General features: G+C 72.1%; 16 protein-coding genes. 9 read left to right on the top strand and 7 right to left on the bottom strand.

The window, feature by feature from the left end; translation table 11 throughout:
- Nucleotides 1–4: 4 nt before the first annotated feature.
- From IE275_RS32285 to IE275_RS32295, 3 genes are all read right to left on the bottom strand, one after another.
- Complete coding sequence (locus tag IE275_RS32285; RefSeq protein WP_189715732.1) at nucleotides 5–481, bottom strand: barstar family protein; 477 nt, start codon at nucleotides 479–481, stop codon at nucleotides 5–7.
- Nucleotides 478–7,032, bottom strand: coding sequence for an RHS repeat-associated core domain-containing protein (locus tag IE275_RS32290; RefSeq protein WP_229870764.1), 6,555 nt, complete (start codon nucleotides 7,030–7,032; stop codon nucleotides 478–480). Before IE275_RS32290 ends, IE275_RS32285 begins: the two co-directional genes overlap by 4 nt.
- Before the next feature lie 96 nt (nucleotides 7,033–7,128).
- Nucleotides 7,129–10,758: a LamG domain-containing protein gene (locus tag IE275_RS32295; protein WP_229870766.1), complete on the bottom strand. Its 3,630-nt coding sequence runs from the start codon at nucleotides 10,756–10,758 to the stop codon at nucleotides 7,129–7,131.
- 396 nt (nucleotides 10,759–11,154) lie between these two features.
- Between IE275_RS32295 and IE275_RS32300 the strand changes: the two genes are divergently transcribed.
- From IE275_RS32300 to IE275_RS32310, 3 genes are all read left to right on the top strand, one after another.
- Nucleotides 11,155–11,931: a DUF4142 domain-containing protein gene (locus tag IE275_RS32300; protein ID WP_189715733.1), complete on the top strand. Its 777-nt coding sequence runs from the start codon at nucleotides 11,155–11,157 to the stop codon at nucleotides 11,929–11,931.
- Between the two features lie 98 nt (nucleotides 11,932–12,029).
- On the top strand, nucleotides 12,030–12,815 hold the full coding sequence (locus IE275_RS32305) for a TIGR04222 domain-containing membrane protein (RefSeq protein ID WP_189715735.1): 786 nt from the start codon (nucleotides 12,030–12,032) through the stop codon (nucleotides 12,813–12,815).
- A 204-nt stretch (nucleotides 12,816–13,019) separates the two neighbouring features.
- Entirely contained in the window at nucleotides 13,020–14,633 is a 1,614-nt protein-coding gene (locus IE275_RS32310; RefSeq protein WP_189715737.1) for an alpha/beta hydrolase, read from the top strand.
- Here IE275_RS32310 and hemQ read toward each other — a convergent pair whose 3' ends face one another.
- Nucleotides 14,634–15,365 (bottom strand): hydrogen peroxide-dependent heme synthase, encoded by a 732-nt coding sequence (gene hemQ, locus IE275_RS32315; RefSeq protein WP_189715739.1) that lies wholly within the window; start codon nucleotides 15,363–15,365, stop codon nucleotides 14,634–14,636.
- A 5-nt stretch (nucleotides 15,366–15,370) separates the two neighbouring features.
- Nucleotides 15,371–16,828 (bottom strand): protoporphyrinogen oxidase, encoded by a 1,458-nt coding sequence (gene hemG / locus IE275_RS32320; RefSeq protein WP_189715741.1) that lies wholly within the window; start codon nucleotides 16,826–16,828, stop codon nucleotides 15,371–15,373.
- Between the two features lie 166 nt (nucleotides 16,829–16,994).
- Here hemG and IE275_RS32325 point away from each other — a divergent pair, with 166 nt between their 5' ends.
- Both IE275_RS32325 and IE275_RS32330 read left to right on the top strand, forming a co-directional pair.
- The gene (locus IE275_RS32325) at nucleotides 16,995–17,930 is read left to right on the top strand and encodes a DUF4349 domain-containing protein (RefSeq protein ID WP_189715743.1); all 936 of its coding nucleotides are present in this window, start codon (nucleotides 16,995–16,997) and stop codon (nucleotides 17,928–17,930) included.
- Between the two features lie 27 nt (nucleotides 17,931–17,957).
- On the top strand, nucleotides 17,958–19,337 hold the full coding sequence (locus tag IE275_RS32330; RefSeq protein WP_189715745.1) for an FAD-dependent oxidoreductase: 1,380 nt from the start codon (nucleotides 17,958–17,960) through the stop codon (nucleotides 19,335–19,337).
- Between the two features lie 134 nt (nucleotides 19,338–19,471).
- Here IE275_RS32330 and IE275_RS32335 read toward each other — a convergent pair whose 3' ends face one another.
- The gene (locus IE275_RS32335) at nucleotides 19,472–19,744 is read right to left on the bottom strand and encodes a hypothetical protein (protein ID WP_189715747.1); all 273 of its coding nucleotides are present in this window, start codon (nucleotides 19,742–19,744) and stop codon (nucleotides 19,472–19,474) included.
- A gap of 125 nt (nucleotides 19,745–19,869) precedes the next feature.
- Here IE275_RS32335 and IE275_RS32340 point away from each other — a divergent pair, with 125 nt between their 5' ends.
- Entirely contained in the window at nucleotides 19,870–20,682 is an 813-nt protein-coding gene (locus IE275_RS32340; protein WP_189715750.1) for a rhomboid family intramembrane serine protease, read from the top strand.
- A 1-nt stretch (nucleotide 20,683) separates the two neighbouring features.
- Here IE275_RS32340 and hemE read toward each other — a convergent pair whose 3' ends face one another.
- Nucleotides 20,684–21,751, bottom strand: coding sequence for a uroporphyrinogen decarboxylase (gene hemE, locus IE275_RS32345; protein ID WP_189715752.1), 1,068 nt, complete (start codon nucleotides 21,749–21,751; stop codon nucleotides 20,684–20,686).
- A gap of 153 nt (nucleotides 21,752–21,904) precedes the next feature.
- Between hemE and IE275_RS32350 the strand changes: the two genes are divergently transcribed.
- From IE275_RS32350 to IE275_RS32360, 3 genes are all read left to right on the top strand, one after another.
- Complete coding sequence (locus IE275_RS32350; RefSeq protein ID WP_189715753.1) at nucleotides 21,905–22,573, top strand: DUF3000 domain-containing protein; 669 nt, start codon at nucleotides 21,905–21,907, stop codon at nucleotides 22,571–22,573.
- Nucleotides 22,574–22,866: 293 nt separating this feature from the next.
- The gene (locus IE275_RS32355; protein ID WP_189715754.1) at nucleotides 22,867–23,529 is read left to right on the top strand and encodes a response regulator transcription factor; all 663 of its coding nucleotides are present in this window, start codon (nucleotides 22,867–22,869) and stop codon (nucleotides 23,527–23,529) included.
- 257 nt (nucleotides 23,530–23,786) lie between these two features.
- A complete protein-coding gene (locus IE275_RS32360; RefSeq protein WP_189715755.1) occupies nucleotides 23,787–25,082 on the top strand; it encodes a ribonuclease D in 1,296 nt (431 codons plus the stop codon).
- The last annotated feature ends 121 nt before the right edge of the window (nucleotides 25,083–25,203 follow it).

The following is a 25,203-nucleotide window of genomic DNA, read 5'->3' on the forward strand; positions in this document are numbered from 1 at the left end:
GTGATCAGAGAGTCTTGAGCAGACCCGTCAGCGATTCGGCCGAACCGGTGTCGCAGGACGCGACCACGACCAGCCGGCCCAGCTCCACGGCCTCGGGCCGCTTCGTGTAGGACCACCGGCGGCCCGCTTGCAGGACGATCCCCCAGAACTGCTCCCGTTCCTCCGCGTCGTCGGCCAGCACGGCCTGGGCGTGCTCGACGACGAGCACATGGTGATCCGCCTCCAGCCAGCCGAGGTCGCGCAGGCAGTCCGAGAACGCGTCCCAGTTCCAGCCGAAGTAGTCCGGCAGCCGCAGGCCGTCCCAGAACTGCTGGAACACGCCGTCCACGTCGGCCATCTCGCGTCCGTCGACACGGGCCACGTACGTCCTGCCCGGCACCGGGAGCAGTTCGCCGAGCGGCACACCGGACCCGTCGGACCCGTCCGGAACGACGTGTAGCCAGGGATGGATGCGCACTGCGGGACCTTTCTCCGTCGTCATCGCGCCCATGAGGGGCTCTCTCCGACGATGTATGTCTGGTAGTGGGTCGGAGTGTAATAGGACGAACCGTCGCTGCCGAACACCCAGCGTTCGCCACCGGGCTTGGGGTTCTGCGGGGACGGATAGGTCCCGTACTCCTGGTACGTGATGGGCTTTCCGGACGGGTCGTGCGTCGGGAGCTTGTAGCCGCCGTTCTTGGCGGTGTTCCCGAACGGCTCGGTCCACATCTTCGGACCGTGGAAACCGGGACCGCCCCAGTATCCGAGGTTGAACTCCTTCACATCCCTCAGGACCTGCATGGATTCGTCCGGAATGGCCTTGGGGACCCAGCCGTGCACCTTGGACACGTCACCCAGGGTCTTTCCGGTGGCGAACGGTGACGAGGGACTCGTCTTGGGCACGTCCGCCTTCTTCGCGCCTCCCTTCAGCAGTTTCCTCAGCAGTGAGCGGAAGGCCCCGGCGAGGCTGAAGACGCCGGCCACCTCCGCCGCGGCGTCGCCCGCGTCCCACGCCTTGGTGTTCTTGTCGACACCCTGCTTGGTGACGAGGTCGTCGTACTGCTTGGTGGCGCCGCTGCAGTCCTCGATCCAGCACCACGGACTCGCATGGGTGAGCGCCTCGCCGCCCGCGACCAGGTTGTGGCCGATGCCGCCGAGGAAGTCGGTGAAGCTGCCCTGTTCTTTGGGGTTCTCGGGTTCGACGTTGGTGTTGCAGCCGGGTTTGTAGGCGGGATAGGTGGCACTGCAGTCCACACCGCCGCCGCTGCTGCCGTAGTTGCCGCTGCCCCACGGGCCCGAACCGGAGCGCGACGACGTCCTGGAGGCGCGGGTACTGGAGGAGTCGCGGTAGCCGACGTGCGAGGCCGCGGCCAGGTAGCGGATGATCGCCCGGATGATCTTGACCAGGGCGAAGATCATCGAGAAGAACCACTTGCCGTCCGGATCGGCGAACGTCACCGGGTTGTTGTTGCTGTAGGAGTAGCCGTTGACCTGTTGCGGATCCTTCAGGTCCGCCACCGGGTCGGCGCTGACGAAGCGGCCGGTCGTCGGATCGTACTCGCGGGCACCGAGGTGGGTGAGGCCCGTCGGATCCTGCGTCCCGCCGACGAAGCCCTTGTCGCCGGTCCACTGAGCGGGCTGCGTGCCCCGTGTCTCCCCGAACGGCTGCGTGTGCCGCCGCGTGACCACCTGGGTGGCCGCGTCGATCTGCACGTTGGCGGTGCCGTTGTGGTCGGCGCTCGTCCAGGTCAGCGACCCCGCGGTGCGCACCGCGACCACGGTGCCGCCGTGGCTGTAGTAGCGGGTGGCCTCGACCTTGCCGGTGGCCTTGTCGTGCCGCAGCTCGGTCTCGCCGAGGTACAGCGTGGTACCCGTGGCGTCACGCCGGATCAGCCGCTTGCCGTCGGCGTCGTTGAGGAACGTCGTCCGGGTGCCGTTCGCCTCGGTCACCTCGGCGAGGTTGTTCTCCTGGCCCCATCGGAGACTCTGGGTCTTCCCCGCGATGGTCCGGGTCGTGGTGTTGCCGGACTCGTCGTAGCCGAAGCTCATGGCCGGGCGAGACGGGTCCGCGGGACTGGTGACCGTGGAGGCCAGCAGGTGCGGGCGGAGCTTGCCCCCGCTGGTGAGGTCGTACCCGTACGTGGTGGTCGCCGGGCCCGCCGTGGCCAGGTGGTCGGTGACCGTCTCGCGGTTGCCGGCGGAGTCGTACGTGAAGGACTTCCAGTACGGCGCGATCCCGCCGACGCCCGCCGTGGTGGGCTCCGTGGCGCAGTCGGTCCTGGCGGTCCACGCGCTCTTCAGGCGACGGTGCCCGTCGTAGGTGAAGCACTGCTTGTCACCCGCCGCGGTGGACCGGTCGTCGATCTCGACCGGGTTGCCGGCCGCGTCGTAGCGGTAGTACGTGTCCGCGTCCGTGCCGCTGTGGGACTCCGAGACGACCGTCTGCCGTGCCAGCCTCTTGGTGCCGTCCTCGTAGGAGGTGTTGACCTCCGTCCACTTGGCCGAGGAGGAGACGCCCAGCGTGAGGCGGATGCGCTCGCCGCCGGGCAGGTAGTCCGTGCCGCGCACGATGCCGGTCAGGCCCTGCTGGGTGGTCGGCAGGCGCTGGTCGTTGTAGCCGTAGGTGATCACCTCCTGGGCGAGACCGCCCATGGCGGGGATGGTGCGCTTCTGGAGCGTGCCGTCCAGGTTGTAGGCGTTGGTGAGGGTGTAGGTGCCGGTGCCGGCCACCGCGCCCTCGGTGGTGCTGACCGTGTACTGCTCCTTCAGCACCCGGTACAGGGGGTCGTACGCCGCGTTGGTGACGGCGTAGACCTTGCCGCTCTTGCCGCCCTCGTACCGGATGGACGAGGTGGGCCGGCCCAGCGCGACGGTGTCGTACGACCAGCGCGCCAGGTACGCGGAGTCGTCGATCGTCGGCACGCCGTTGACGAGCGGGATCCGGCCGGAGAGCCTGCCGGTCGGGCGGCCGAGCTCGTCGTAGGTGGTGCTCAGGATGTTGCCCCGGGCGTCCTGGGTGACGCCGACCCGGTCGAGCTCGTCGTACTCGGTGCGGTTCGTGCCCGTGTCGGGATCGGTCACCGCCGTGGTACGGCCGAGGAAGTCGTACTCGTACGACCAGGTGTTGCCGTCGCCGTCCTTGACCTCGGTGAGCTGGTCGGCCTTGTTGTAGGCGTAGGTGAAGCGGGCGTAGGAACCCGTCGCCCTGTCGCCGTCGTACTCCCGCTTCTCCGCGAGGCGGCCACGGCTGTCGACGAGTTCACGCACGGCGGAGGCACCGGCCGGTGGTTCGACCGTCGTGGCGTTGCCCTCGTACGTGGTGGTGGTCCGGGAGTGTTCCTTCTCTCGCACCAGGGTGATCTCGGCCGTGGGCCGTCCGGCTCCGTCGTAGACCTTCCGGGAACCGGCGGGAGCCGCGGTCAGCAGGGTGGCGAGCGTGCCCGACGGCGCTGTCGCGTCGATATAGTCGGCCGAGGTCTCCGCCTCCAGGCCCCGCGTGTCGTACTTCGTCTCGGTGATCACACGGCCTCCGCCCACGGCCGCGGGAGACTGCGTCTGCCGTGGACGCAGCAGGGCGTCGTAGATGGCATACGAGGTCAGGTAGCTGGTGCCGTCGTTGTTGAGCGACTTCGTCGCGACCCACGAGGCAGTCGTCCGGTTGATCTGGTACCGGAACGAGCGGCTCGGGGCGTCGCCGCCGGCCCGGTCGCGGTCGGCGAGCCAGACGTCCGTCAGCCGGCCGAGTCCGTCGTAGGCCATCTCGGTTCGCCGGTTGTTCGGGTCGACACTGGCCTTGTTGACGCCCCAGTCGGGGACCAGCTCGGTGGTGACAGCGTGCCCGCGGGCGTTCGTCTCCTTGGTGGCGGTCAGCGGACCGCCGGTCCCTGGGGTGTAGTCGGTGTGCTTGATACGGGTGCCCTTGGCGTCCCACTGGTCGGTGACCCGGCCGAGGGTGTCGTACTGGGCGGTGCGCACGGTCTGGAGCTGCGGGGTGCTCCCGCTGTAGCCGGTCACGCGCTGGGCGGTCGTCTCGTTGCCCCGGGTGGGGGCGGCGCCCCACGCCAGCCCGTCGAACGACGAGCGGACGTCGGAGATGACGTCGGTCGTCTTCGGATCATCGGAGCGGTTCGGCGTGGCGGCGCAGCCGACGGCGACCTTCTCCGCCCGCTTCACCGGTGTGAGCAGCCAAGTCGTGGTGTTCTTGACGTACTCGGTGCGGGTGCACTCCTTCAGCCCTCCGCCCTCTGTCTCCACGGTGAGCGGCAGGCCGCTCTGCGGGTCGTAGGTCGAGGCCGTGGTGGACGTGATCGGGGGACCGCCCGCGACGGGCGTCCGCTTGACCTCCTTGGCGGTGCGGGTCATGTGGGCCCGCACGGTCCCGTAGGAGTGAGTGACCGTGGCGGTGGTCTGCGACCACGGCGTGGTGATCGTGCCGGAGACCTCGGTCCCGGCGGTGCCGTTGTAGGTGATGGCCTCGCGCACCTGTCCGGCGTACTGCTCCTCGTCGTTCAGCGACGTCCCCTCGGAGTCGGTGACCGTCTCGGTGCGGGTGGAGCCGTCGAGCTGCTTGTCGCCGTGCATGCCCCGGTAGTAGAGGTTCGTCGCCCTGGAACGGACGCCTGCCGCCTCACCGGTGGTGGTGGTGACCTTCTGGTAGCCGCGCCAGATGCCCCAGGTGCGGTACTTGGCCTGGGTGATCGGCGACTGGTCGTCGTACGCCCAGGCCCCGCCCCCGTGGTACGTGTAGTCCGTCTGCTTCAGCGGTGCGCCGCCGGTCGGGTCGGACTCCGTGACCTGGGTGACGACGTACTTGTGGAACCAGTCGGTGCGGGGCTGCGGGTCGGTCCCCGGCGTGGGGTTGGACGGCGGGATCCACTTGACCGGGTAGCAGCGCTTGGTGTTCTTGTCGAGCGCTGAGGGAAGGTTGGTGTCCGCGACGCACTCGGGGTCCGAGTAGGTGGCGGTGAGGACGGAGCCGGTCTCCGACGTCACCGTACGCACCCGCCACTTGATGAACGGCGGTACGTCGTCGCCCGTCCGGTCGACCCGGTTGTGCAGCTGGACCCCGGCGAAGGTGATCGCCGGCAGGGAGACGGCCGTGCCCACCTTGCCCGTCTGCTGGATGGACTTCAGCCACAGCGCCGCGTTCGAACCGTCGCCCGGATCCGGGAAGGACTGGTCGAGCGTCCAGTGGTTGACGTCGCGGTAGTCGGTGTCCGCTCCGGTGCCGCTCCCCTTGTAGACCTGCGTGGTGACGCCGGTCAGGCGCTTGCGGGAGAAGAAGGACGGGGTCGGCTGGTCGGTGCAGACGGTGTCCTTCTTGCAGATCTGGTCGTAGGGGACGTCCGGCCAGGCGTTGCGGTTCGACGCGCTCAGCGTGGCACACGTCTCGCCGCCGCTCACCGGAACGCAGCGCTCGGCGACGGAGAACGTCACCCGGGCCGCGGCGGGCTGGGTGGAGGAGAAGACGGTGTCGGTTCGCTGGCCGTAGTCGATGCGCTTGAGCTGACCGCCGCGCACATACTCGACGCCGTTCCCGGTGGTGCCGTTCTTGGCGTAGTGGTTGAGCTCCTTGTCGTACCAGTACGTCATGACGTTGCCGTTCGGATCCACGACGTAGTCGAGGTTCCAGCGCCATGCCTGGGTCTTGGCACGCGCGGAGAAGCTCGTGCCCGCGTCGTAGCCGGGTTCGCCGGTGTCGTCACCGAAGACCGGCACCGTCCACACCGAGTTCGTCTCGGCCTTTCCGGTGGCCCAGCCGGGCAGCCGGTTCCTGCCGAAGACGTACTGGGTGCCGTCGGTGGTGGTGACGGTCCACTGCTCGCCGTCGTCGTCGCCGTTGGCGGCGCCCGTGGAACGCACCACGCGCTCGCCGTCGTCGCCCTGCAGCCGCCAGGTGTCGGTGGCCTTGTCCTTCAGCACGAGGGTGCTGGACTTGCCGTTCAGGACGATGGAGGCGTTGTCCTCCTTCCAGCACAGGTCGTACTTCTTGTCCTGGCCGTCGTCCTCGCAGGAACCGTAGGAGCGCTCGATGTAGGAGGTGGGCAGGTCGAAGCCCTCACCGATCCAGGACGCCTGGGCGCTGGTGGAGGAGGTACGGCCGTCGACGCTCTGGGCCGAGTAGCCGATCGACAGCGACGGCGACGGTCCGGCGGGGGCCGGCACGACGTCCAGGGGGTACGACCACGTGAAGTCGCCGTTGGACCCGCCCCCCGACCAGGTGGCCGACGGGGACAGCGCGGTGGCCTCGTAGGTGCCCTGGTCCGAGGAGGTGCCGGCCGAGGCCGCGAGGACCGTGAATCCGCCGCGGGCCTGGGCGGTGCCGGCCTTCGGGGTGGTCACCTCGCCGGTGAGGGTCTTGTCCGCCGTGTCGTTCGAGGACGCCACGGGCGTGGTGGCACGGCAGGCGGCCTTCTGCGGAGTCGTCAGGGCGCACGCCGGGAGCTGGACCAGCCGCAGCCGGGAGGCCCAGTTGCCGCTGTAGGCGTGGCCGAAGCCGCTGTAGTCCAGGGCCAGGGACAGTCCCGCCGGTCCGGACTTGCCGTCCGTGCGGCGGACGGTGAGCACGACACCGTCGATCCCCAGGGCGGCGGTCTTCGCGCGGTCGAGGAACCGCACCTCCGCCTTGGCCGGCGCGGGCGCGGTGGTGGTGGTTCCCGGCTTGCGGGCGGCACCGGTCTTCGCACGCCGCGGTTGGGCAAGGCTGACGGGCAGCCGGCCCGCCGTCGCCTCGGCCCGTGGCTCGGCCGGGACGGTGACGCTCGCCGCGTCCGTCGTCGGCCAGGCGACCGCGCGGGCGGCCCGGGTCCGGGTCCGCTCCGCGGCCGCCTTCGTCGGGTCGGTGGCCTTCTGGGAGCGGGGAGTGAACGTCCGTGCCTTGCCGAAGACCGGCTTCTGCGGGGCGCTGGGGTCGCGCTCGAACGCCTGGACGGGCGCCGCGCCCAGCAGGGTGGTGACGATGGCCGTGGTCAAGGGCAGGGCGACCGCCGCCACACGGCGGCGGCCTGCTCTGCTCCAGGACCATGAGGGCAGCACGAAGGGTGTGCTGGTCAAGGGGTCTCCGCGTTCTCGACAGCGGTGGTGAGCCGGCCGTGGGCCGCGCTCACCACCGCGTGTGGGTGGGGTGAAACCGTCCGGGCCGACGGCCCGTCAGCCGATGTCGATCGGCGGCTCGTCGACCGTCGCGAGCTGGGTGATCTCCGCCTCGGACAGGACGCCGGCGTAGACGCGCAGGTCGTCGAGTTGTCCGGTGAGACGGTTGCCCCACGCGCCGGTGTCGTGGCGCCGGGCCTGGCCGACCGTCAGGGGCTGGTCGGACTGGAAGATGCTCTTGACGACGACGCCGTCCTCCGCACCTTCCCGCACCCCCGCGAGGTACAGCTTCACGGACTGGTTCACGGAGTCGTACACGCCGACCACGTGGATCCAGTTGCCCGGCGGGTTGACCTGCTCCGAGGCGATGGTGGCCGCCGGCCCCTCGAGGACGTCGGTCTCGTAGGCGCCGAAGTTCCAGTCGCCCACCGCTTCACCGACCTCCTGCCGGTACCACAGGCGGAAAGCGTTGCGCTGCAGGCCCGGATGGGCGAAGACGGAGGGCGAGTGGGCGACGGTGGTGTCCTCCAGCCCCACAGCGTCCAGGTTGGCCCAGCCGGCCACGGTGAAGCTGCCGGATTCGTCGAGCATCACCGGGGCGGAGGCACCGCCGGTCTGGGTGATCGGCAGGTTCAGCACGGTACCGTGCGCCGGGTCGTCGGCGGGGGCGAAGCCGGCCCCGGCGCCCAGGGTGAGCGTGTTCCCGCGGCCGGACTGGTCGGGGGCCGTCGTGCCGGAGGCGCCGTCCATGGCCCAGTGCGCCAGCAGCGCGGGCTGGGGGTAACCCGTCTCCGGGTTCTCCATGTTGGCTTCGGACCACAGTTCGTCGGGGAACACGACGCGGTTCCACGCCTGTACGTGGTCCACGTCTCCCTGGAAGTAGCTGCTGGGGCTGCCGCTCGAGCCCTTCATCCGGCCGATCTCGAACGGTCCGGTGGCGCCCCACGGGGTGGTGAAGGCGGTCGACGCCTCCAGGCGGCCGTTGACGTACAGCCGGATCTCCTGGGCGTCACGGTCGTAGACGGCCAGCAGGTGCGTCCAGGCGCCGACGACTCCGGGGCGCGTCGCGATGGCACGCACCAGGCTGGAGCCGTCGGAGGTGTAGCGGTTGAAGATCCACCGGTCGTAGGAGCTGGAGTAGTAGAGCTGGAAGGCGCCGACCTGGGTACCGTTCTGGTTGGCGACCGTGCCGATCGTGTCGCGGGTGGTCAGCTTCGCCCACGCCGACACGGAGAAGCTGCCCGTCGTGTCGACGACCGGGCCCGCCGTGGCCGCGTACGCGCTCGTGCCGTTGAGGCGCATGCCGGAGTCCAGCCGCGCCTGCGGCAGCCAGGCCGCTCCGCCGCCCAGGGTCAGGGGATGGCTGCTGCCCACGGCGTTGTAGCCGGTGGCGTCCAGCTTCCACTCGCCGACCGGGTTCGACGCCTTGGCCACCTTGAAGAGGTAGTCCTTGGTCTCGCTGGGATTGCCCGCCGCGTCGAAGGTCTGCACCCGAAGGGTGTTGGTGAGGCGCTTGGTGGGCGTCACCTTGCGCTCGTAGGTCGCGGTGCCGGCGCTGAACTTCTTGCTCTCCACCAGGACGCCGTTGAGCCAGATGTCGTAGCGGCGCACATCGGCCGCCCCCGCGGCGATCCTGAACGTACCGGTCCGGCCGACACTTCCGGTCTCTGGCGAGGCGTCGCAGGTCGTCCCGGCGCACTCGGGATACTCCGTGGAGGTCACCGTGGGACGTGGCGGGGCGGCATTGTCGACCTTGAAGTGGCAGTAGCCGGACCACGGGCCGTACAGGTAGCTGGTCGTGCCCGACCACGTGTACCGGTACTGGGTGCGCGCCCGGAACTTGTACGTCGTGCCGCTGGTGAGCGTGGGTGTCGGATCCGAACCCGCGGTACCGCTGGCCGTCCAGGTGTCCGGGCTCAGGTTGACGGGGGTCGTGCCGGATCCGGCGTAGAGCTCGAAGTTGGGCCGCAGGCTCGCGTTCGCCCCGTCCGCCGACGTGGGCGTGGCCGTGACCCGCGGAGTGGTGTCCCGGATCAGCGCGGGGGCCGAGGACGCGGAGCACGCCACGTTCGGCTCGGACAGCTTCACCGCCGAGGGGGCGGCCGTCGGCGGGGAGACGTAGGTGATGGACAGCCGCGGCTTGCGGCTGGACGTCGCGCGCTCGTCCGCCGGGGACATGAACTGCTTCCACGCGATGGCGTCGGTGTCACTGGCCGTCAGGCCGAGGGTGGTCGTGGTCGACTTCGCCTTGGCCGTGTACGCGACCGCCGACGTCGCGTTGAACTCGATGTCCCCGTCGGGGCAGCTGGCGGAGAACCCCTTGGCGGCCGAGACCTTCGTGACGTGGGACCAGCCGGTCGGCGGGTTGCTCCAGGTCGTGGATCCGGAGATCGGGTTCGTCCGGTAGAGGTTGACGTCCCGCTTGTCGCAGTTGGCGGACCAGATCGCGTAGGCGGTGAACGTCGCGTCGAGGATCTTCTTGCCGGCCACGCGCCGGGTGTCGAACTGGAAGAGCGACTTGGCCTTCTTGTTGTCCACATAGGCGTCGTAGCCGACCCCCAGGGCGTGCGAGGTCTTCCAGAAGGAGGTCCCCGGCGAATTGGACCAGATCGTCGTCCAGCCCGTCAGCGTGGCGCTGACGGCGGGCGGGTCGATCACCACCGGGTAGGCGGTGTCCTCGGCGGTCAGGAAGGCGCGGTCGGGGATCACCGAGAGGGCGCCGCCCGCCAGGTCGACGTCCGCGACTGCGGTCCTGGCGCCGGGGTCGGGCAGCACGGCGTCCGCGGCGTCGCCGGGCCCGGCCGTGGCTCCCCCGGCCGTCGTACCGGTGGCGGTCGTGAGGGACGCGCGCTGCGCGGTGACCGCGGTCCGTGGGCCGGAGGCGGTGGCCGGGGCCGGCGCGGATCTTGGTTCCGTGGCGGAGTCCCACATCAACGCCGCGCTGCTGGAGAACACCGCGTGCCCGCCGGGATCGACCAGGGAGACGCTGCCGTTCTCCGCGGTGGTGACGGTCAGGCCCGTCGTGCGGACGGGGAAGCGGATCGCCGCCAGGGCGGGGTCGGCAGCCGCCTCCCGGGTGTGGACCACGAGGTTCTGGGTGAACCCGTCGGGACGGACCTGCACCACCAGGTCCACGTCGGGGCGGACCGACTCGTAGACGGCGAGGGAGCCGGTGACCTTCGGCACCGGCAGCGTCCACGGCGAACCGAGCTCGTACGTCCGGCCGTCGCGGGTGATGGTGGCCAGCGGGGCGGTACCGCCGCCGGACAGCACGACGTCCTGCGCCGCCCTGGGGACCACCCGGCCGTCCGCCCGGGTGACCAGCGAGGTGTCGACGGGCACCCAGTCACCGTCCTTGCGGACGCGTTCGGGTACGGGCGAGGACTCGACGGTGAAGGTGCCGTCGCTGTTGGCGAAGACCTGGTTCGTCTCGTTCGTCAGAGAGGGGACCTCCACCCGCCGCCCTGCCGACACGGCCCTCTCCGACGCCTTCTGCTCCGCCGACTTCGCGGGCAGGGTGTCGTCCTGCCAGAACGCCTTGCCCCGGGCCGCGTCGTCGGCCGGCACGCTCGAGGCGGCCTCGCGCGACTCCGCCGATCCGTTAGGTGTGCCGGCGGCCCAGGCATCGGAGAGCGTCGCGTTGAGAACGCCTCCCACAGCCAGCAGCGCCACCGCACTCGCCGCCACCCCCCGCACCGGTCTTCTCCGGTGCCTGCGTTGCGTCACTCTGTTCCACTCGCAATCTGAGAATTCGGTGAGAATCGAGTAAGAAGAGCGACTCTACGAGAGTGATCGTTTAGTGGTCCAGACCTCAACCTCCCCACCCGATGGGCATTCCTCCACCCATCCGAACAATCAGGCCAGTGATGCGCGGCACACAGGGGGCCGGGGCGCCATCGCCTGACGAAGCGTCGAACAGCACGCCCCGACCGATGACCCGAGGTCACAGGGTGTCAGGCGCGGCGGAACCATCCCGAATACCACCGTTTGCCCCCGTACGGTGGCTGGCGCGGCGGGCACAGTAATATGCCAATCCCGCACCCCGAACCACACGAGCGTGCGGTGCCATGCGCAGGAGGCACCATGCGACCCCGACCCCCGATCAAGGGCAGAGGCATCTTCACCGGCACCGGTCTCATCCTCGCGTGCCTGACCGCCACCCTCGCGGCCCTGGCGTACCCGATCTGGTCGTACGAGGACCGGTCGGGCACCGGGGCGGACGTGCTGAACGCCGAGACCGTGTCCACCCCGTACGGTCCGCTGTCCGCGCTCGACCGGGAGTTCGTCACCAAGGTCCGGCTGGCCGGGCTGTGGGAGCTGCCGGCCGGCCAGCAGGCCCAGGGCAAGGGCACCACGGAGGCCGTACGGACGGCGGGCCGGCACCTCGTCGAGGGGCACACCCTGCTGGACGCGCGGGTGCGCGACGTGGCGGCGAAGCTGGGGCTCGCCCTGCCGAACGAGCCCAACGACCAGCAGCGGGGCTGGCTCGCGGAGCTGAACGCGGCACAGGGCACGGAGTACGACTGGAAGTTCGCCAACATCCTGCGGCTCGCGCACGGCCGGGTGTTCTCCGTCGTCGCGCAGGTGCGGGCCGCCACCCGCAACTCACTGGTGCGCTCCCTCGCCGACGACGCCAACGCCACCGTCCTGGACCACATCCAGATCCTGGAGGCCACCGGGTACGTCGACTTCGACGCCCTGGCCCGGGAGATGGCGATGGCCGCCACCCCGCCGGTCACCCGCTCTCCCGGCCCGCCCGGCCCCGTCGGCGATCCCGGGACGGTCGTCCCGCTGTCCCCGTCACCGGTGCCGACCTACACGCTGCCGCCCGCCGCGGCGAGCCCGCCGTCCGCCCCCTGAACCGACGGAACCCACCGGAACGTCACATACCCACAACGCTCGGTCCGGATGGTGAACAAAGCATGGCGTTTCCCGGTGCTCTGGCATAGAAACACGGCATGTTCTGGGTCCTTCTCCTGGTGTTGGCATGGGGCGTCGCGGGGGCGGCGTGCACCCGGCTGTGTCTGGCCGCCGTCCGCGCGGCGGCCGTCGACCCGAACCCGGACCAGCGCCACGACCTGACGCTCTACGAGGCCGCGTTCCTGTCCGGCGGGCCCGGCAGGGTCGCCGAGCTGACCCTGGTCTCCATGGCCCGCCAGCAGCGGCTGCTGCTGGCCCACACCGGCTGGGCGACCGTCGTGGACCCGCGCGGGCGGGACGAGATGGAGCGGTCCGTCCTCGGGGCCATCGGGCCGGAGGGCCAGTCCCGGATCGCGCCGGTGCGGGCGGCCGCGGCGGCCGCGGACGCGGTGCGCGGCATCGCCGACCGGCTGGTCGGCGCGGGCCTCGCGGTGCCCGACGGGGCGCGGACGACGGTCGTGGCCGGGATGCGGCAGGTGCGCGGTGCCGCCCTGTTCGTCCTCGGGCTGGGGGCGGTGGCGCTGCTGATGCCGGGCACCCCGGACATGCCGCGCGGGCTCGTCGCCCTCTGGTTCGCGCTGCCGCTCGCGCTCACCCTGAGCTGCCTGGCGATCGCGCGGGTCGAGGTGCCGCCGTACGCGCGCTGGGCGTCCCCGGCAGGTCAGCGACTGCTGGGCGCGCTGGCCCGGCGGTCCGGCGGCACGGGCGGCGCGGCGGACGAGCGCACGTATCTGACCTCCGTCGCCGTCCTCGGGATACGCGCGGTCGGCGAACCGGAACTGCGGGCGGCCTTCGGCCACCGCGAGCCGTTCCTGCGGGACTGAGGGACGGGTCGGGCCCGACGCGGGCACGGCGGAGAACGCGCGGAGAACCGGCGAAGGCTCGGCCGCCGGACGGCCGGGGGTGCCGGGCCGTCCGAGGGGGCGCACAGGGGGCATTGGCGCCGACACCCGGGGGCGGTGCTTGCCTTCCCCCACGACCGAACGAAACATCCCTTTTGTCGCTGCCGCGCACCGAAGGGACTCGCCATGAGAGCTGCCGCCCTCTACTCGGCCACCGGAGCCCTGCTCCTGACCACCCTCTCCGCCGCCCCCGCGGGCGGTGTCCCGGACACCTTCGGGGCCCCCGCCGGCGTCGCGCTCGCCGCCGCGCGGGCCGCCGAGAAGGGGGTGGCCTTCGGGGCGTGCCCCGACACGCGGGACCTGCCGGCCGGGATGCAGTGCGGCACGGTCACCGTCCCGCTCGACTACGCGCGGCCGAACGGCCGGCAGATCACACTGACCGTCAGCCGGATGCGGGCCACCCACCGCGACCCCCACAACAGCAAGCGCCGGGTGCCCCGGCAGGGCTCCCTGGTCTTCAACCCCGGCGGTCCCGGCGGCTCCGGGCTGTACTTCCCCGTGATCGGGACGCTGCCGGAGTGGAAGCGCATCGGCGCCGCCTACGACCTCGTCGGCTACGACCCGCGCGGCGTCGGCCGCTCGGCGCCGCTGTCCTGCCAGGACCCCAAGCAGTTCTTCAAGGGGCCCTCGCCCGCGCCGGTCCACCCTTCCGCGTCGTACAAGCAGGAGCGCGTCGCCGAGGCGAAGGCGTACGCGCGTGGCTGCGCCCGGCGGGCGGGCAGCGCCCTGGCGCACTACAACTCGCTGAACAACGCCCGCGACCTGGACGTGCTGCGGGCCGCCCTGGGCGAGGAGAAGCTGACGTTCATGGGGGCGTCGTACGGCACCTACTTCGGAGCGGTGTACGCGACGCTGTTCCCCTCGCACGTGCGGCGGATGGTGTTCGACGCGGCGGTGAACCCGGCGCCGGAGAAGATCTGGTACCGCAACAACCTCGACCAGTCGGTGGCCTTCGAGAGCCGCTGGACCGACTTCCGGGAGTGGGTCGCCCGGCACGACCGGGTGTACGGCCTGGGCCGGACGGCGGACGCGGTACTGCGCAGCTACGAGCGGGCGCGCGCCCGGCTGGCCGCGGAGCCGGCCGGCGGGAAGGTCGGCCCCGGGCAGCTCCAGGGCGCGTTCCTCCAGGCCGGGTACTACGACGACGTCTGGCCGCACCGCGCGCGGGCGCTGTCGGAGTATCTGAAGGGCCACCCCGAGGAGCTGGTCGAGCAGGCCGGACCGGTCGCCGGGGCGGAGGCGGCGGCCGAGAACTCCACCGCGGTGTACACGGCGGTGGAGTGCAACGACGCGTCCTGGCCGACGGACTTCAGGACCTGGGACCGGGACAACACCCGGCTCGCGCGGGTGGCGCCGTTCGAGACGTGGGACAACGTGTGGGCGAACCTGCCGTGCGCGTACTGGCCGGCGCCCCGGCAGAAGCCGCTGGACGTGCGGACGGGTCCCGGTGAGCTGCCGGCGACGCTGATCCTGGCCGCCGAGCGGGACGCGGCCGCGCCCTACGACGGGGCGCTGGAGATGCACCGGCGGCTGACCGGCTCGGTGCTGGTGACCGAGCGGGACTCCGGTACCCACGGCATCGGGGGCGGGTCGAACCGGTGCGTCAACAGCCACCTCGACGCGTATCTGCTGGAGGGCCGGCTGCCGGTGCGGCGCGCGGCCTGCGCACCGCACACGGAGCCCCGCCCGGCCGACGGCTCGGCGGAGCCGGCGAACCGGACGGTCCGGCCCGCGCTCTGATCAGGCGAGGCCCGCGACCAGCTCCGCGACGTCCTTGCGGCGGCCGGTGTAGAACGGGACCTCCTCGCGGACGTGCATCCGGGCCTCGGAGGCACGCAGATGGCGCATGAGGTCGACGATGCGGTACAGCTCGTCGGCCTCGAACGCCAGGATCCACTCGTAGTCGCCCAGCGAGAACGAGGCGACCGTGTTGGCACGGACGTCCGGGTAGCCGCGGGCCATCTTGCCGTGGTCGGCGAGCATCCGGCGGCGGTCCTCGTCCGGCAGCAGGTACCAGTCGTAGGAGCGCACGAACGGGTACACGCTGACGTAGTCGCGGGGCGTCTCGTCGGCGAGGAACGCCGGGATGTGCGAGCGGTTGAACTCGGCGGGGCGGTGCAGCGCCATGTTCGACCAGACCGGCTCCAGGGCGCGGCCCAGCTTCGTCCGGCGGAAGAGGTTGTACGCCTCCTGAAGCTGGTCCGCGGTCTCGGCGTGCCACCAGATCATGACGTCGGCGTCGGCACGCAGCCCGGACACGTCGTACGTGCCGCGGATCGTCACGTCCTTCGCGGCGAGCTGGTCGAACAGCTCCTGGACCTCGTCGGCGTAACCCGTACGGTCCTCGGGAAGCACGTCCTTCAGCCGGAAGACGGACCACAGCGTGTAGCGGATGACCTCGTTGAGGTCCTTGGCCAGCTTGCCCTTGTTCGGGACCCTGCCGGACTCGGTGGTGGGGGCGTCGTCACTCATGGTTCTCATTCTCCCGCTCCCCCGTGCAGACTCTGCACCGGGTGGGCCGTGAGCTCCCGCACGGCGCTCAGGTCGCCGTCGATCTGGTCGACCGCCGCGTACGCGCTCGCGACGCAGGCCGGGATGCCGACACCGTCGTACGGGGCGCCGCAGACGGCGAGGGCGGGGAGCTTCGCGACGTGCTCGCGGATGCGGGCCACGCGCGCGTGGTGGCCGACCGGGTACTGGGGCAGGCCGTCCGTCCACCGGGTGACGCGGGTCTCCAGCGGGGTGGCGTCCAGGCCGGTGGCGGCACGCAGGTCGAACCGGGAGACGTCGACCAGCTCCTCGTCCGTCCGCTGGAGGATCTCCGTCTCGCCGTGCCGCCCGACGGAGGTGCGCAGCACCACCACGTCCGGGTTCTCGTCGGCGATCCAGCCCCACTTCTGGGAGGCGAACGTGGACGCCTTCACGGTGCGGCCGTCGACCGGCGGGACGAGGAAGCCGCTGCCCTCGGGCAGGGCGGTGCCGGAGCGGCGGTAGGCGAGGGTGACCAGGGCCATGGAGGCGTACTCGACGGCGCCCAGTTCGGCGGCGGCCGCCGGGGACTCGGCGGCCAGCAGCCGGGCGGCGACGGGCGCGGGGACGGCGACGACCACGGCGTCCGCGTGCAGCACGCGCTCCCCGGCGGTCACCCGCCAGCCGCCGTCCGCCTCCCGGCGCAGGCCGCTCACCTGCGTGCCCGTGCGGATCTCCGCGCCCCGCTCCTCGACGGACCGCGCGACCGCGAGCGGCAGGGAGCCCACACCGCCCTCGATGCCCATGAACACCGGGTCGGTCCGCTGGTGGGCGGCGGCCTTGGCCTGGATCTCGCGGACGCCCTCCGTCAGCGAGGTGTGCGTGCGCGCGGCCTCGAACAGCTGGGGGACGGCCGAGCGCATCGAGATGCGGTAGGCGTCCCCGGCGTACACACCGCCGAGGAGCGGCTCGACCAGGCGGTCGACGACCTCGCGGCCCAGGCGGGCCGCCACGTACTCCCCGACCGCCACGTCCTCGCCGGTCTCCGTGCGCGGCAGGTCCGCGTCGCGCCCGATGCGGGCGAGTCCCTCGTCGGAGAGCACGCCGCTCAGCGCGGCCGCCGTGCCGGGGACGCCCATGACATGGCCCTTGGGCATGGGGCGCAGGGCGCCGCGGGTCCAGATCGAGGCCGTCGCGGTGGCCGGCGGCGTCAGGCGGGTGCCGAGGCCCACCTCGCGCGCGAGGCCGACGGCCTCGGGGCGGCGGGCCAGCATCGACTCGGCGCCCAGATCGACCCGGACGCCCGCGATCTCGCCGGGCAGCAGCTTGCCGCCGACCCGGTCGGACGCCTCCAGCACGGTCACGCGCGCGCCGCGCGCCAGCAGCCGGTGGGCCGCCGCCAGCCCGGCGATCCCGGCTCCGATGACGACGACGTGCCGTCGCGTGCCCGTACCCGTTGCGCTCATGTCCCCCACTCTCTCAGACCGCACCGACGGTCCGGCCGGTGCCCCGTGGCCCCGCCGCGTCCCGACCGTGACCTGTTCGGAACCCTCGCACCCCAACATTCCGGCCCGGTCCGGCGTCGAAGTGTCGACGAAGTCAGCCGACACGACCCTCGGGGGGTACGCAGACATGCGCACACGACGTTCCGTACGACCGGTCCACACCCTGGCCGGAGTCCTGCTCGCGGCCGCCCTCGCGCTCACCGGTTGCAGTGGCGCGAACGACTCGGCCGGGAGCCAGGCCGCCGACAAGGCCGCCCCCGCCGCCGGCGACGACGGGGGCCGCGCCGAGGAGCAGGCCGGCGCCGTCCAGGAGGACAGCAAGCAGGGCTCGGGGGCGAGCGGTTCGAAGGCGACCTCGGCCCCGCAGCTCGCCGCGAGCAGCATCATCCGCACCGCCTCCCTGACCGTGCAGGTCAAGGACGTGCCGAAGGCCCTCGACGAGGCCCGCACGACCACCGAGAACGCGGGCGGCTACATCGGCGACGAGTCCACCACCCGCGACGAGGACGGCGCCGAACGCACCCGCGTCGTCCTGCGCGTGCCGGTGGAGCGGTACGACGACGTCCTCGCCGACCTCCAGGGCGCGGGCAAACTCCTGGCGCGCACGGCGAAGGCCCAGGACGTCACCGACCAGGTCGTCGACGTCGACAGCCGCATCAAGTCGCAGCAGGCCAGCGTCGCCCGGGTGCGCGAGCTGATGGACCGGGCCACCAAACTGAGCGACGTGGTCACCCTGGAGGGCGAGTTGAGCCGCCGGGAGGCGGACCTGGAGGCGCTGCTCTCCCAGCAGGCCTCCCTGAAGGACCGCACCAGCCTGGCGACCGTCACCCTGAACCTTCAGGAGAAGCCGGCCGATGAGGCCGCCGAGGACGAGGACCCCGGGTTCGTGGACGCGGTCGCGGGCGGCTGGGACGCGTTCGTGACGACGCTGCGCTGGATCGCCGTCGCGTTCGGCGCGGTGCTGCCGTTCCTCGCGGTGGCCGTGCTGCTGGTGCTGGCCTGGCTGCGGCTGCTGCGGGCGCGCCGCCGGACGGCCCCGGCGGGCGAGCCCGAGCAGGACTGAAGTGCCGGGCCCCCGTAGCGTGTTCGTATGAGCAAGCAGCGAATGGTCGTGATCGGCGGGGACGCCGCGGGCATGTCCGCGGCGTCCCGGGCCCGCCGGCTCAAGGGGCCCGAGGAGCTGGAGATCGTGGCCTTCGAACGCGGCCACTTCACGTCGTACTCGGCGTGCGGCATCCCGTACTGGGTCGGCGGTGACGTCGACGACCGGGACGCGCTGATCGCCCGGACGCCCGAGGAGCACCGGGCGCGCGGGATCGACCTGCGGCTGCGCACCGAGGTCACGGAGATCGACGTGGCGGGGCGGCGGGTACGCGCGCGTGGCCTCGATTCCGGGGCCGGATCCTCGTACTGGACGTCGTACGACAGCCTCGTCGTCGCGACCGGGGCCCGGCCGGTGCGGCCGCGGATGCCGGGGGCGGACGCCGAGGGCGTGCACGGGGTGCAGACGCTGGACGACGGCCAGGAGCTGCTCGACACGCTGACCCGCGCGCGGGGACGGCGTGCCGTGGTCGTCGGGGCGGGCTACATCGGCGTGGAGATGGCCGAGGCGCTCATCAACCGCGGCTTCGAGGTGACCGTCGTCAACCGGGGCAGCGAGCCGATGTCGACGCTCGATGCGGACATGGGCCGGCTGGTGCACCGGGCCATGGAGGGCCTGGGCATCACCATGGTGAACGACGCCGAGGTCACCGGCCTGCTCGCCGGCGGGGACGGGCGGGTGCGGGCGGTGGTGACCGAGGACGCCGAGTACCCGGCGGACGTGGTGGTCCTCGGTATCGGGGTCCGTCCGGAGACCGCGCTGGCGGAGGCGGCCGGTCTGCCGCTGGGCCCGCACGGCGGGCTGCTGACCGATCTGGGGATGCGGGTGCGCGGCCGTACGGACATCTGGGCGGGCGGCGACTGCGTGGAGGTCCTCGATCTGGTCTCCGGCCAGGAACGCCATGTTCCGCTGGGCACCCACGCCAACAAGCACGGGCAGGTCATCGGCACCAACATCGGCGGCGGCTACGCCACGTTCCCCGGCGTCGTCGGGACGGCCGTCAGCAAGGTCTGCGACCTGGAGATCGCCCGTACGGGACTGCGCGAGAAGGACGCGCGCAGGGCGGGGCTCCAGTACGAGACGGTGATCGTCGAGTCCACCAGCCGGGCCGGCTACTACCCGGGCGCCTCCCCCATGACCGTCAAGATGATCGCCGAACGCCGCACGGGCCGGCTGCTCGGCGTCCAGATCGTGGGCCGCGAGGGCGCGGGCAAACGCGTCGACATCGCGGCGGTGGCGCTGACGGCCGGGATGACGGTGGAGGGGATGACGGCCCTCGACCTGGGGTACGCCCCGCCGTTCAGTCCGGTGTGGGACCCGGTGCTGGTGGCCGCGCGGAAGGCGGCGGCGAAGGTGCAGAACTCCTGAACCGGCGCCGGGGCGGTTCCCCCGGGGGCGCGGGAGGCCGTGCGGCCGGCCCGCGCACTCCCGCGTCCGCCCCAGGGGGTGTCTCGTCGATCAGGCCGGATCCCGCGAGCCCGGCATGATCGGCGAGACACCCCCTAAGCGGTCCCGCTGAGCCGCGGCAGCGCGGAGACCGGCGCGGTGGTCGGCTGCTCGGCAGCCGGCTTCGCGTGCGCGGCCGGTGCCGGCCTGGAGCGCAGCCGGTGGCTGACGGCCTCGTCGAGCGTCACCGGCCGCTGGTGCTGCGCGGCGAGGCGCCCGGCCTCCTGGCCGAGCCGTGCCACGTCCTCCCAGGGCAGCCGGATCACCAGGGATATCTCCGCCTCCCCGTCGGGCGTGGCGTGCATGGGGGGAGTCACTCGGTCGTTCATCGTCTGTTCCTCACGTCGTCCCCGCGCCCCGCCTTCCCCGGGTCACGGGCGGTTGACGACTCATACGCGCGGTCCGCGGTGCGTGTTCACCGATTCACCGAACGGATCGGGGGCAGTACTTCCTTGTGGTCATCCCCGTCCATGACGTGAATCCGGTGCGCCGCACCCCCGTGGTCACCTACGCGCTGATCGCGGCGAACGTCCTCGTGTTCGTGTTCATGCCCGGCCTGTCCGGTTCCGTGGCCGGGGACAGCACGCTGGCCCAGACGTGCCATCTGCACGCGTTCCTGGAGCACTACGCCGCCGTTCCGCGCGAGCTGATCCACGATCAGCTGCCGCGGCTCGTCCCCACCGGAGGCGTCCGGGCCGGCGGCTGCCTGCTGGGCCCGCCGGGCTACGACAAGTCCCCGGTGCTGAGCGTGTTCACCGCCATGTTCCTGCACGGCGGCTGGCTGCACCTGCTGGGCAACATGCTGTTCCTGCTGATCTTCGGGAACAACATCGAGGACCGCATGGGCCACGTCCGCTTCGCGCTGTTCTACGTCGTCTGCGGCTACGCGGCGTCGTACGGCTTCGCCCTGCTGAACGCCGACTCGGCCGACCCGCTGATCGGGGCGTCGGGGGCGATCGCGGGCGTGCTGGGCGCCTACCTGGTGCTGTATCCGAGGGCCAGGGTCTGGGTCCTCGTCCCGTTCCTGGTGTTCCTGCCGCTCAGGCTGCCGGCCTGGCTGGTGCTCGGCTTCTGGTTCGTGCTCCAGGCGGTGTACTCCTCCGGCGAGGGCGTCTCCGACGCGGGGACCGTGGCGTACGCGGCGCACGTCGCGGGGTTCCTCGTGGGCATGCTGCTCGCCTGGCCGCTGAAGCCGGGCACACCCCCGCCGCCGGAGCCGCGCGGCCTGCTGTTCGGCAGACGGGCCCGGCCCCGGCACACCTGGTAGGTCAGCGGGCGGTGTGGGTGTGGACGTGGTCCACGAGCCGGGTGAGCGCGTCGGGGTCGGTGGAGGGCATCACGCCGTGGCCGAGGTTGAAGACATGGCCCTCCAGGCCGGCGGCCGACTCCAGGACCTCACGCGTCTTGGCCTCGACGGCCTCGGTCCCGGCGAACAGGACGGTCGGGTCGAGGTTGCCCTGGAGCGCCTTGCCGGGGCCGACCCGGCGGGCGGCCTCGTCGAGCGGGACGCGCCAGTCGACGCCGACGACGTCCGCGCCGGCCTCGCCCATCAGGGCGAGCAGCTCACCGGTGCCGACACCGAAGTGGATGCGCGGGACGCCGTACCCGGCGACGGCCTCGAAGACCTTGGCGGAGGCGGGCAGCACCGAGCGGCGGTAGTCCGCCGGGGCGAGGGCGCCGGCCCAGGAGTCGAAGAGCTGGACGGCGCTCGCGCCCGCTTCGATCTGCACCTTCAGGAAGGCCGCGGTGATCTCCGCGAGGCGGTCGAGCAGGTCGGCCCACAGGAGCGGGTCGCCGTACATCATCGCCTTGGCGTTCTCGTACGTGCGGGACGGGCCGCCCTCGACGAGGTAGCTCGCGAGGGTGAAAGGCGCGCCCGCGAAACCGATCAGCGGGGTGGCGCCCAGTTCGGCGGTGAGCAGGCCGATGGCCTCGGTGACGTACGAGACGTCCTCGGGGGTGAGGTCGCGCAGCTGCGCGAGGTCGGCGCGGGTGCGGATCGGGCGCTCGACGACCGGGCCGACGCCGGGCTTGATGTCGAGGTCGACACCGATGGCCTTGAGCGGGACCACGATGTCGCTGAAGTAGATCGCCGCGTCCACGCCGTGCCGGCGGACCGGCTGGAGGGTGATCTCGGTGACCAGCTCGGGCAGCATGCAGGACTGGAGCATCGGGATGCCCTCGCGGACCTTGCGGTACTCCGGCAGGGAGCGTCCGGCCTGGCGCATGAACCACACGGGCGTGTGCGGCACGGGCTCACGCCTGCACGCCTTCAGGAAGGCACTGTCGTACGTCGCTGTCGGCTGGTGGCCCGCGGGGCTCTCGTTCGCGCTCACATCGGCAAGTCTCCCACGCCGCCGCGGGCGTCCCGGCCGCCCCCCGCACGGCCCACGGCCCGCGCGCGTGTTCGCCCAGCGCGCAGCCGTCCGAGGTGCCCGCACGGGTGTCTTGCCCTGCGCGAGGCCCCGGTTCCCCTTAACCTTCCCCGCATGGCTGCGGCTCAGGGACGACTGTCGGACGGCGCTGGCGGGATGGACGAGGCGAACGAGGGGGACCGGGATGGGGGCAGGTCGGCGCCACTGCCCTTCCGGGCCGCCGTCGACGCCCTGAGGGCCGCGCGGCTGCGGCCACAGATCGAGATCGAGCCGGTGCCGGCTCCGAAGAAGCTCGCCCCGTTCGCGTACGCGCTGGAGGCGGCGGTCGTGGACGGCGAGCAGGAGCTGGCCGACGGGCGGCTGGTGCTGCTGCACGATCCCGCCGGGCACGACGCCTGGCACGGAACGTTCCGGCTGGTGACCCTGATCCGGGCCGAGCTGGAGCCGGAGATGGCCGCGGACCCGCTGCTGCCGGAGGTGTGCTGGTCCTGGCTGACCGGGGCGCTCCAGGCGCGCGGGCTGACGTACGGCGAGCCGAGCGGGACGGTCACCCGGGCCAGTTCGCACTACTTCGGCGGGCTGGCGGAACGCCCGGCCGCCTCGCAGATCGAGATCCGGGCCTCCTGGACGCCCCGCGAGGGGCTGGGCGGGGCACCGGACACGGGGGCGCACCTGGCGGCCTGGTGCGATCTGCTGGCGCAGGTGGCGGGACTGCCGCCGGCCGGCCCGGGGGACGCGTCGGTGGTGACGCTGCCGCAGCGGCGCGGACCGCAGTCGCGCTGAGGAAACCGGTTTCGAGCAAGGCGTCCAACCCGTTCGGCCGCCCAGATTGACCATCTCTTTGTCGATACGGCCACTTTCGATCCCGTACCGCACCCACCCAAACCGATTCGATCTTCGGATGATCGATCGCGTGTCCGAATTGCACGTATTGTTACTCACTAGATCGTGATCATTTTCTAAAGGACCCCGGGTTCGCTGCCGAAGACGACTGTGACCTTCAAAGCACGGTTCGTCCCGGCTTCATCCCCACGAGCCCCCCACGAGCCGGCCCGTCCCCCACCCCAGGAGGCCTGGTGTCCGTTCTCCTCGAGCAGCCCGCAAGCCTGGTCGCCTACCGCCCGAACAAGCCCACCGCCATGGTGGTCGTGGCCGACCCACGCGTCCGCTCCACCGTCACCCGTCATCTGTGGGCGCTCGGCGTGCGCGATGTCATCGAGGCCTCGTCCATCGCGGAGGCTCGTCCCCGCATCGGCAACCCCCGCGACATCTGCGTCGCCGACGTCCACCTGCCCGACGGCTCGGGCCTCACCCTGCTGTCCGAGACCCGCGCCGCGGGCTGGCCCAACGGCCTCGCCCTCTCCGCCGCCGACGACATCGGCGCCGTCCGCAACGCCCTCGCGGGCGGAGTGAAGGGCTATGTCGTCACCGGCACCCGCACCAACGTCGGGCTCCCCACCCGGCCCGGCGCCGCCCCCATCGGTTCGGCCGCCGCCCGTCTGCACCGCCGCCCCCCGGGTGCCCCGAGCCACCCGGGCGGCTACCGCGAGCTCTCCGGCCGTGAGGTCGAGGTGCTGCGGCTGGTGGCGGAGGGCCAGTCCAACAAGGCGATCGGCGTCTCGATGGGACTGTCCGCGCTGACCGTCAAGAGCCACCTGGCCCGCATCGCCCGCAAGCTCGGCACGGGCGACCGCGCCGGAATGGTGGCGGTCGCCCTGCGGACCGGCATCATCCACTGAGCGCACTCCGAGCACCCGGGAGCGCACTCCGAGCACGCCCCCGACCGCCCGCGAACACGCCCGAGCACCGTCCGAGAACACGCCCGAGCACCGTCCGAGAACGCCCGACACCGTCCGACAACATCCGGCACATCCGAGAAAGCGGTTACCGATCGCTGTCGCCGATCACACCGCTCTGACTGGTTTACGACCCCGAGGCGCCCGTCGACGGAACGTTCCGTCGGCGGGCGCCGTCCATACACGGATACCCTTGACAGGTGACCGACGCCCAAGAAACCGCAGCAGCCAGTTCACTGCGAACCACCGGAGGCGCCCCTCCGGACGACGGCGGATCAACTGCTTCTTCTGTTTCCGGGGCGCCGACACCTCTGCTCGAACCGCGCGAGGGCATCCCTCCCGTCGTCGCGGACGAGGCCGCCCTCGCCGAGGTGATCGCCGCGTTCGCCGCCGGCTCCGGCCCCGTCGCGGTGGACGCCGAGCGCGCCTCCGGCTACCGCTACGGCCAGCGCGCCTACCTGGTGCAGCTGCGCCGCGAGGGCGCCGGCAGCGCGCTGATCGACCCCGTGGCCTGCCCCGATCTGTCCGGACTCGGCGAGGCCCTGTCCGGCGTCGAGTGGGTGCTGCACGCGGCCACCCAGGACCTGCCCTGTCTGCGCGAGATAGGCATGGTGCCGACGCGGCTCTTCGACACCGAGCTGGCCGGACGGCTGGCCGGTTTCCCGCGGGTCGGCCTGGGCGCCATGGTCGAGGGTGTCCTCGGCTTCGTCCTCGAGAAGGGGCATTCCGCCGTCGACTGGTCGACCCGGCCGCTCCCCGAGCCCTGGCTGCGGTACGCGGCACTGGACGTCGAGCTGCTCGTCGACCTGCGCGACGCGCTGGAGAAGGAGCTCGACCGGCAGGGCAAGCTGGAGTGGGCCCACCAGGAGTTCGACGCGATCGCCTCCGCCCCGCCGCCCGAGCCCCGCAAGGATCCCTGGCGCCGCACGTCCGGCATGCACAAGGTGCGCCGGCGGCGGCAGCTCGGGGTGGTGCGCGAGCTGTGGGAGACCCGCGACCGGATCGCCCAGCGGCGGGACGTGTCGCCGGGCAAGGTGCTCTCCGACGCGGCGATCGTGGAGGCCTCGCTGGCCCTGCCCGCCACGGTGCACGCGCTGGCCGCGCTGAACGGCTTCGGGCACCGGATGGGACGGCGTCAGCTGGAGCAGTGGCAGGCCGCGGTCGACCGGGCGAAGGCGCTTTCCGAGGCGCAGCTGCCGCAGCCGGGCCAGCCGGTGGCGGGACCGCCGCCGCCGCGGGCCTGGGCCGACAAGGATCCGGCGGCGGCCGCGCGGCTCAGCGCGGCACGGGCGGCCGTCTCCGCGCTGGCCGAGAAGCTGAACATGCCGCAGGAGAACCTGATCGCCCCGGACTCGGTACGAAGGGTCTGCTGGGAGCCGCCGCAGCCGATGGACGGCGAGACCGTCGCGAGCGCGCTCACCGCGCTCGGGGCGCGGCCGTGGCAGGTGGAGCAGGTGACTCCCGCCCTGGTCACGGCCCTGTCCTCGCCCTCCTGAGGCCCGAGCCTCGCCCTCCTGAGGCCCGCTCTGCCGACCCGCGCGGCCGCCGTGGACAACCGTGTCCCACGGCGGCCGCGGGTCCGCCGTGGCCCTGCGCCCTCGCGCGTCCCGCGGCCCT

Origin of the sequence: Streptomyces phaeofaciens (assembly GCF_014648915.1) — a bacterium.
GTDB classification, from domain to species: Bacteria; Actinomycetota; Actinomycetes; order Streptomycetales; family Streptomycetaceae; genus Streptomyces; species Streptomyces phaeofaciens.

Excerpts from the sequence above, each read along its gene's own strand:
- IE275_RS32335 (WP_189715747.1), bottom strand. The coding sequence starts at position 19,744 with ATGAACGACCGAGTGACTCCCCCCATGCACGCCACGCCCGACGGGGAG.
- IE275_RS32330 (WP_189715745.1), top strand. The coding sequence starts at position 17,958 with ATGAGCAAGCAGCGAATGGTCGTGATCGGCGGGGACGCCGCGGGCATG.
- IE275_RS32325 (WP_189715743.1), top strand. The coding sequence starts at position 16,995 with ATGCGCACACGACGTTCCGTACGACCGGTCCACACCCTGGCCGGAGTC.
- IE275_RS32285 (WP_189715732.1), bottom strand. The coding sequence starts at position 481 with ATGACGACGGAGAAAGGTCCCGCAGTGCGCATCCATCCCTGGCTACAC.
- IE275_RS32310 (WP_189715737.1), top strand. The coding sequence starts at position 13,020 with ATGAGAGCTGCCGCCCTCTACTCGGCCACCGGAGCCCTGCTCCTGACC.
- hemG (WP_189715741.1), bottom strand. The coding sequence starts at position 16,828 with ATGAGCGCAACGGGTACGGGCACGCGACGGCACGTCGTCGTCATCGGA.
- IE275_RS32300 (WP_189715733.1), top strand. The coding sequence starts at position 11,155 with ATGCGACCCCGACCCCCGATCAAGGGCAGAGGCATCTTCACCGGCACC.
- IE275_RS32350 (WP_189715753.1), top strand. The coding sequence starts at position 21,905 with ATGGCTGCGGCTCAGGGACGACTGTCGGACGGCGCTGGCGGGATGGAC.
- hemQ (WP_189715739.1), bottom strand. The coding sequence starts at position 15,365 with ATGAGTGACGACGCCCCCACCACCGAGTCCGGCAGGGTCCCGAACAAG.
- IE275_RS32305 (WP_189715735.1), top strand. The coding sequence starts at position 12,030 with ATGTTCTGGGTCCTTCTCCTGGTGTTGGCATGGGGCGTCGCGGGGGCG.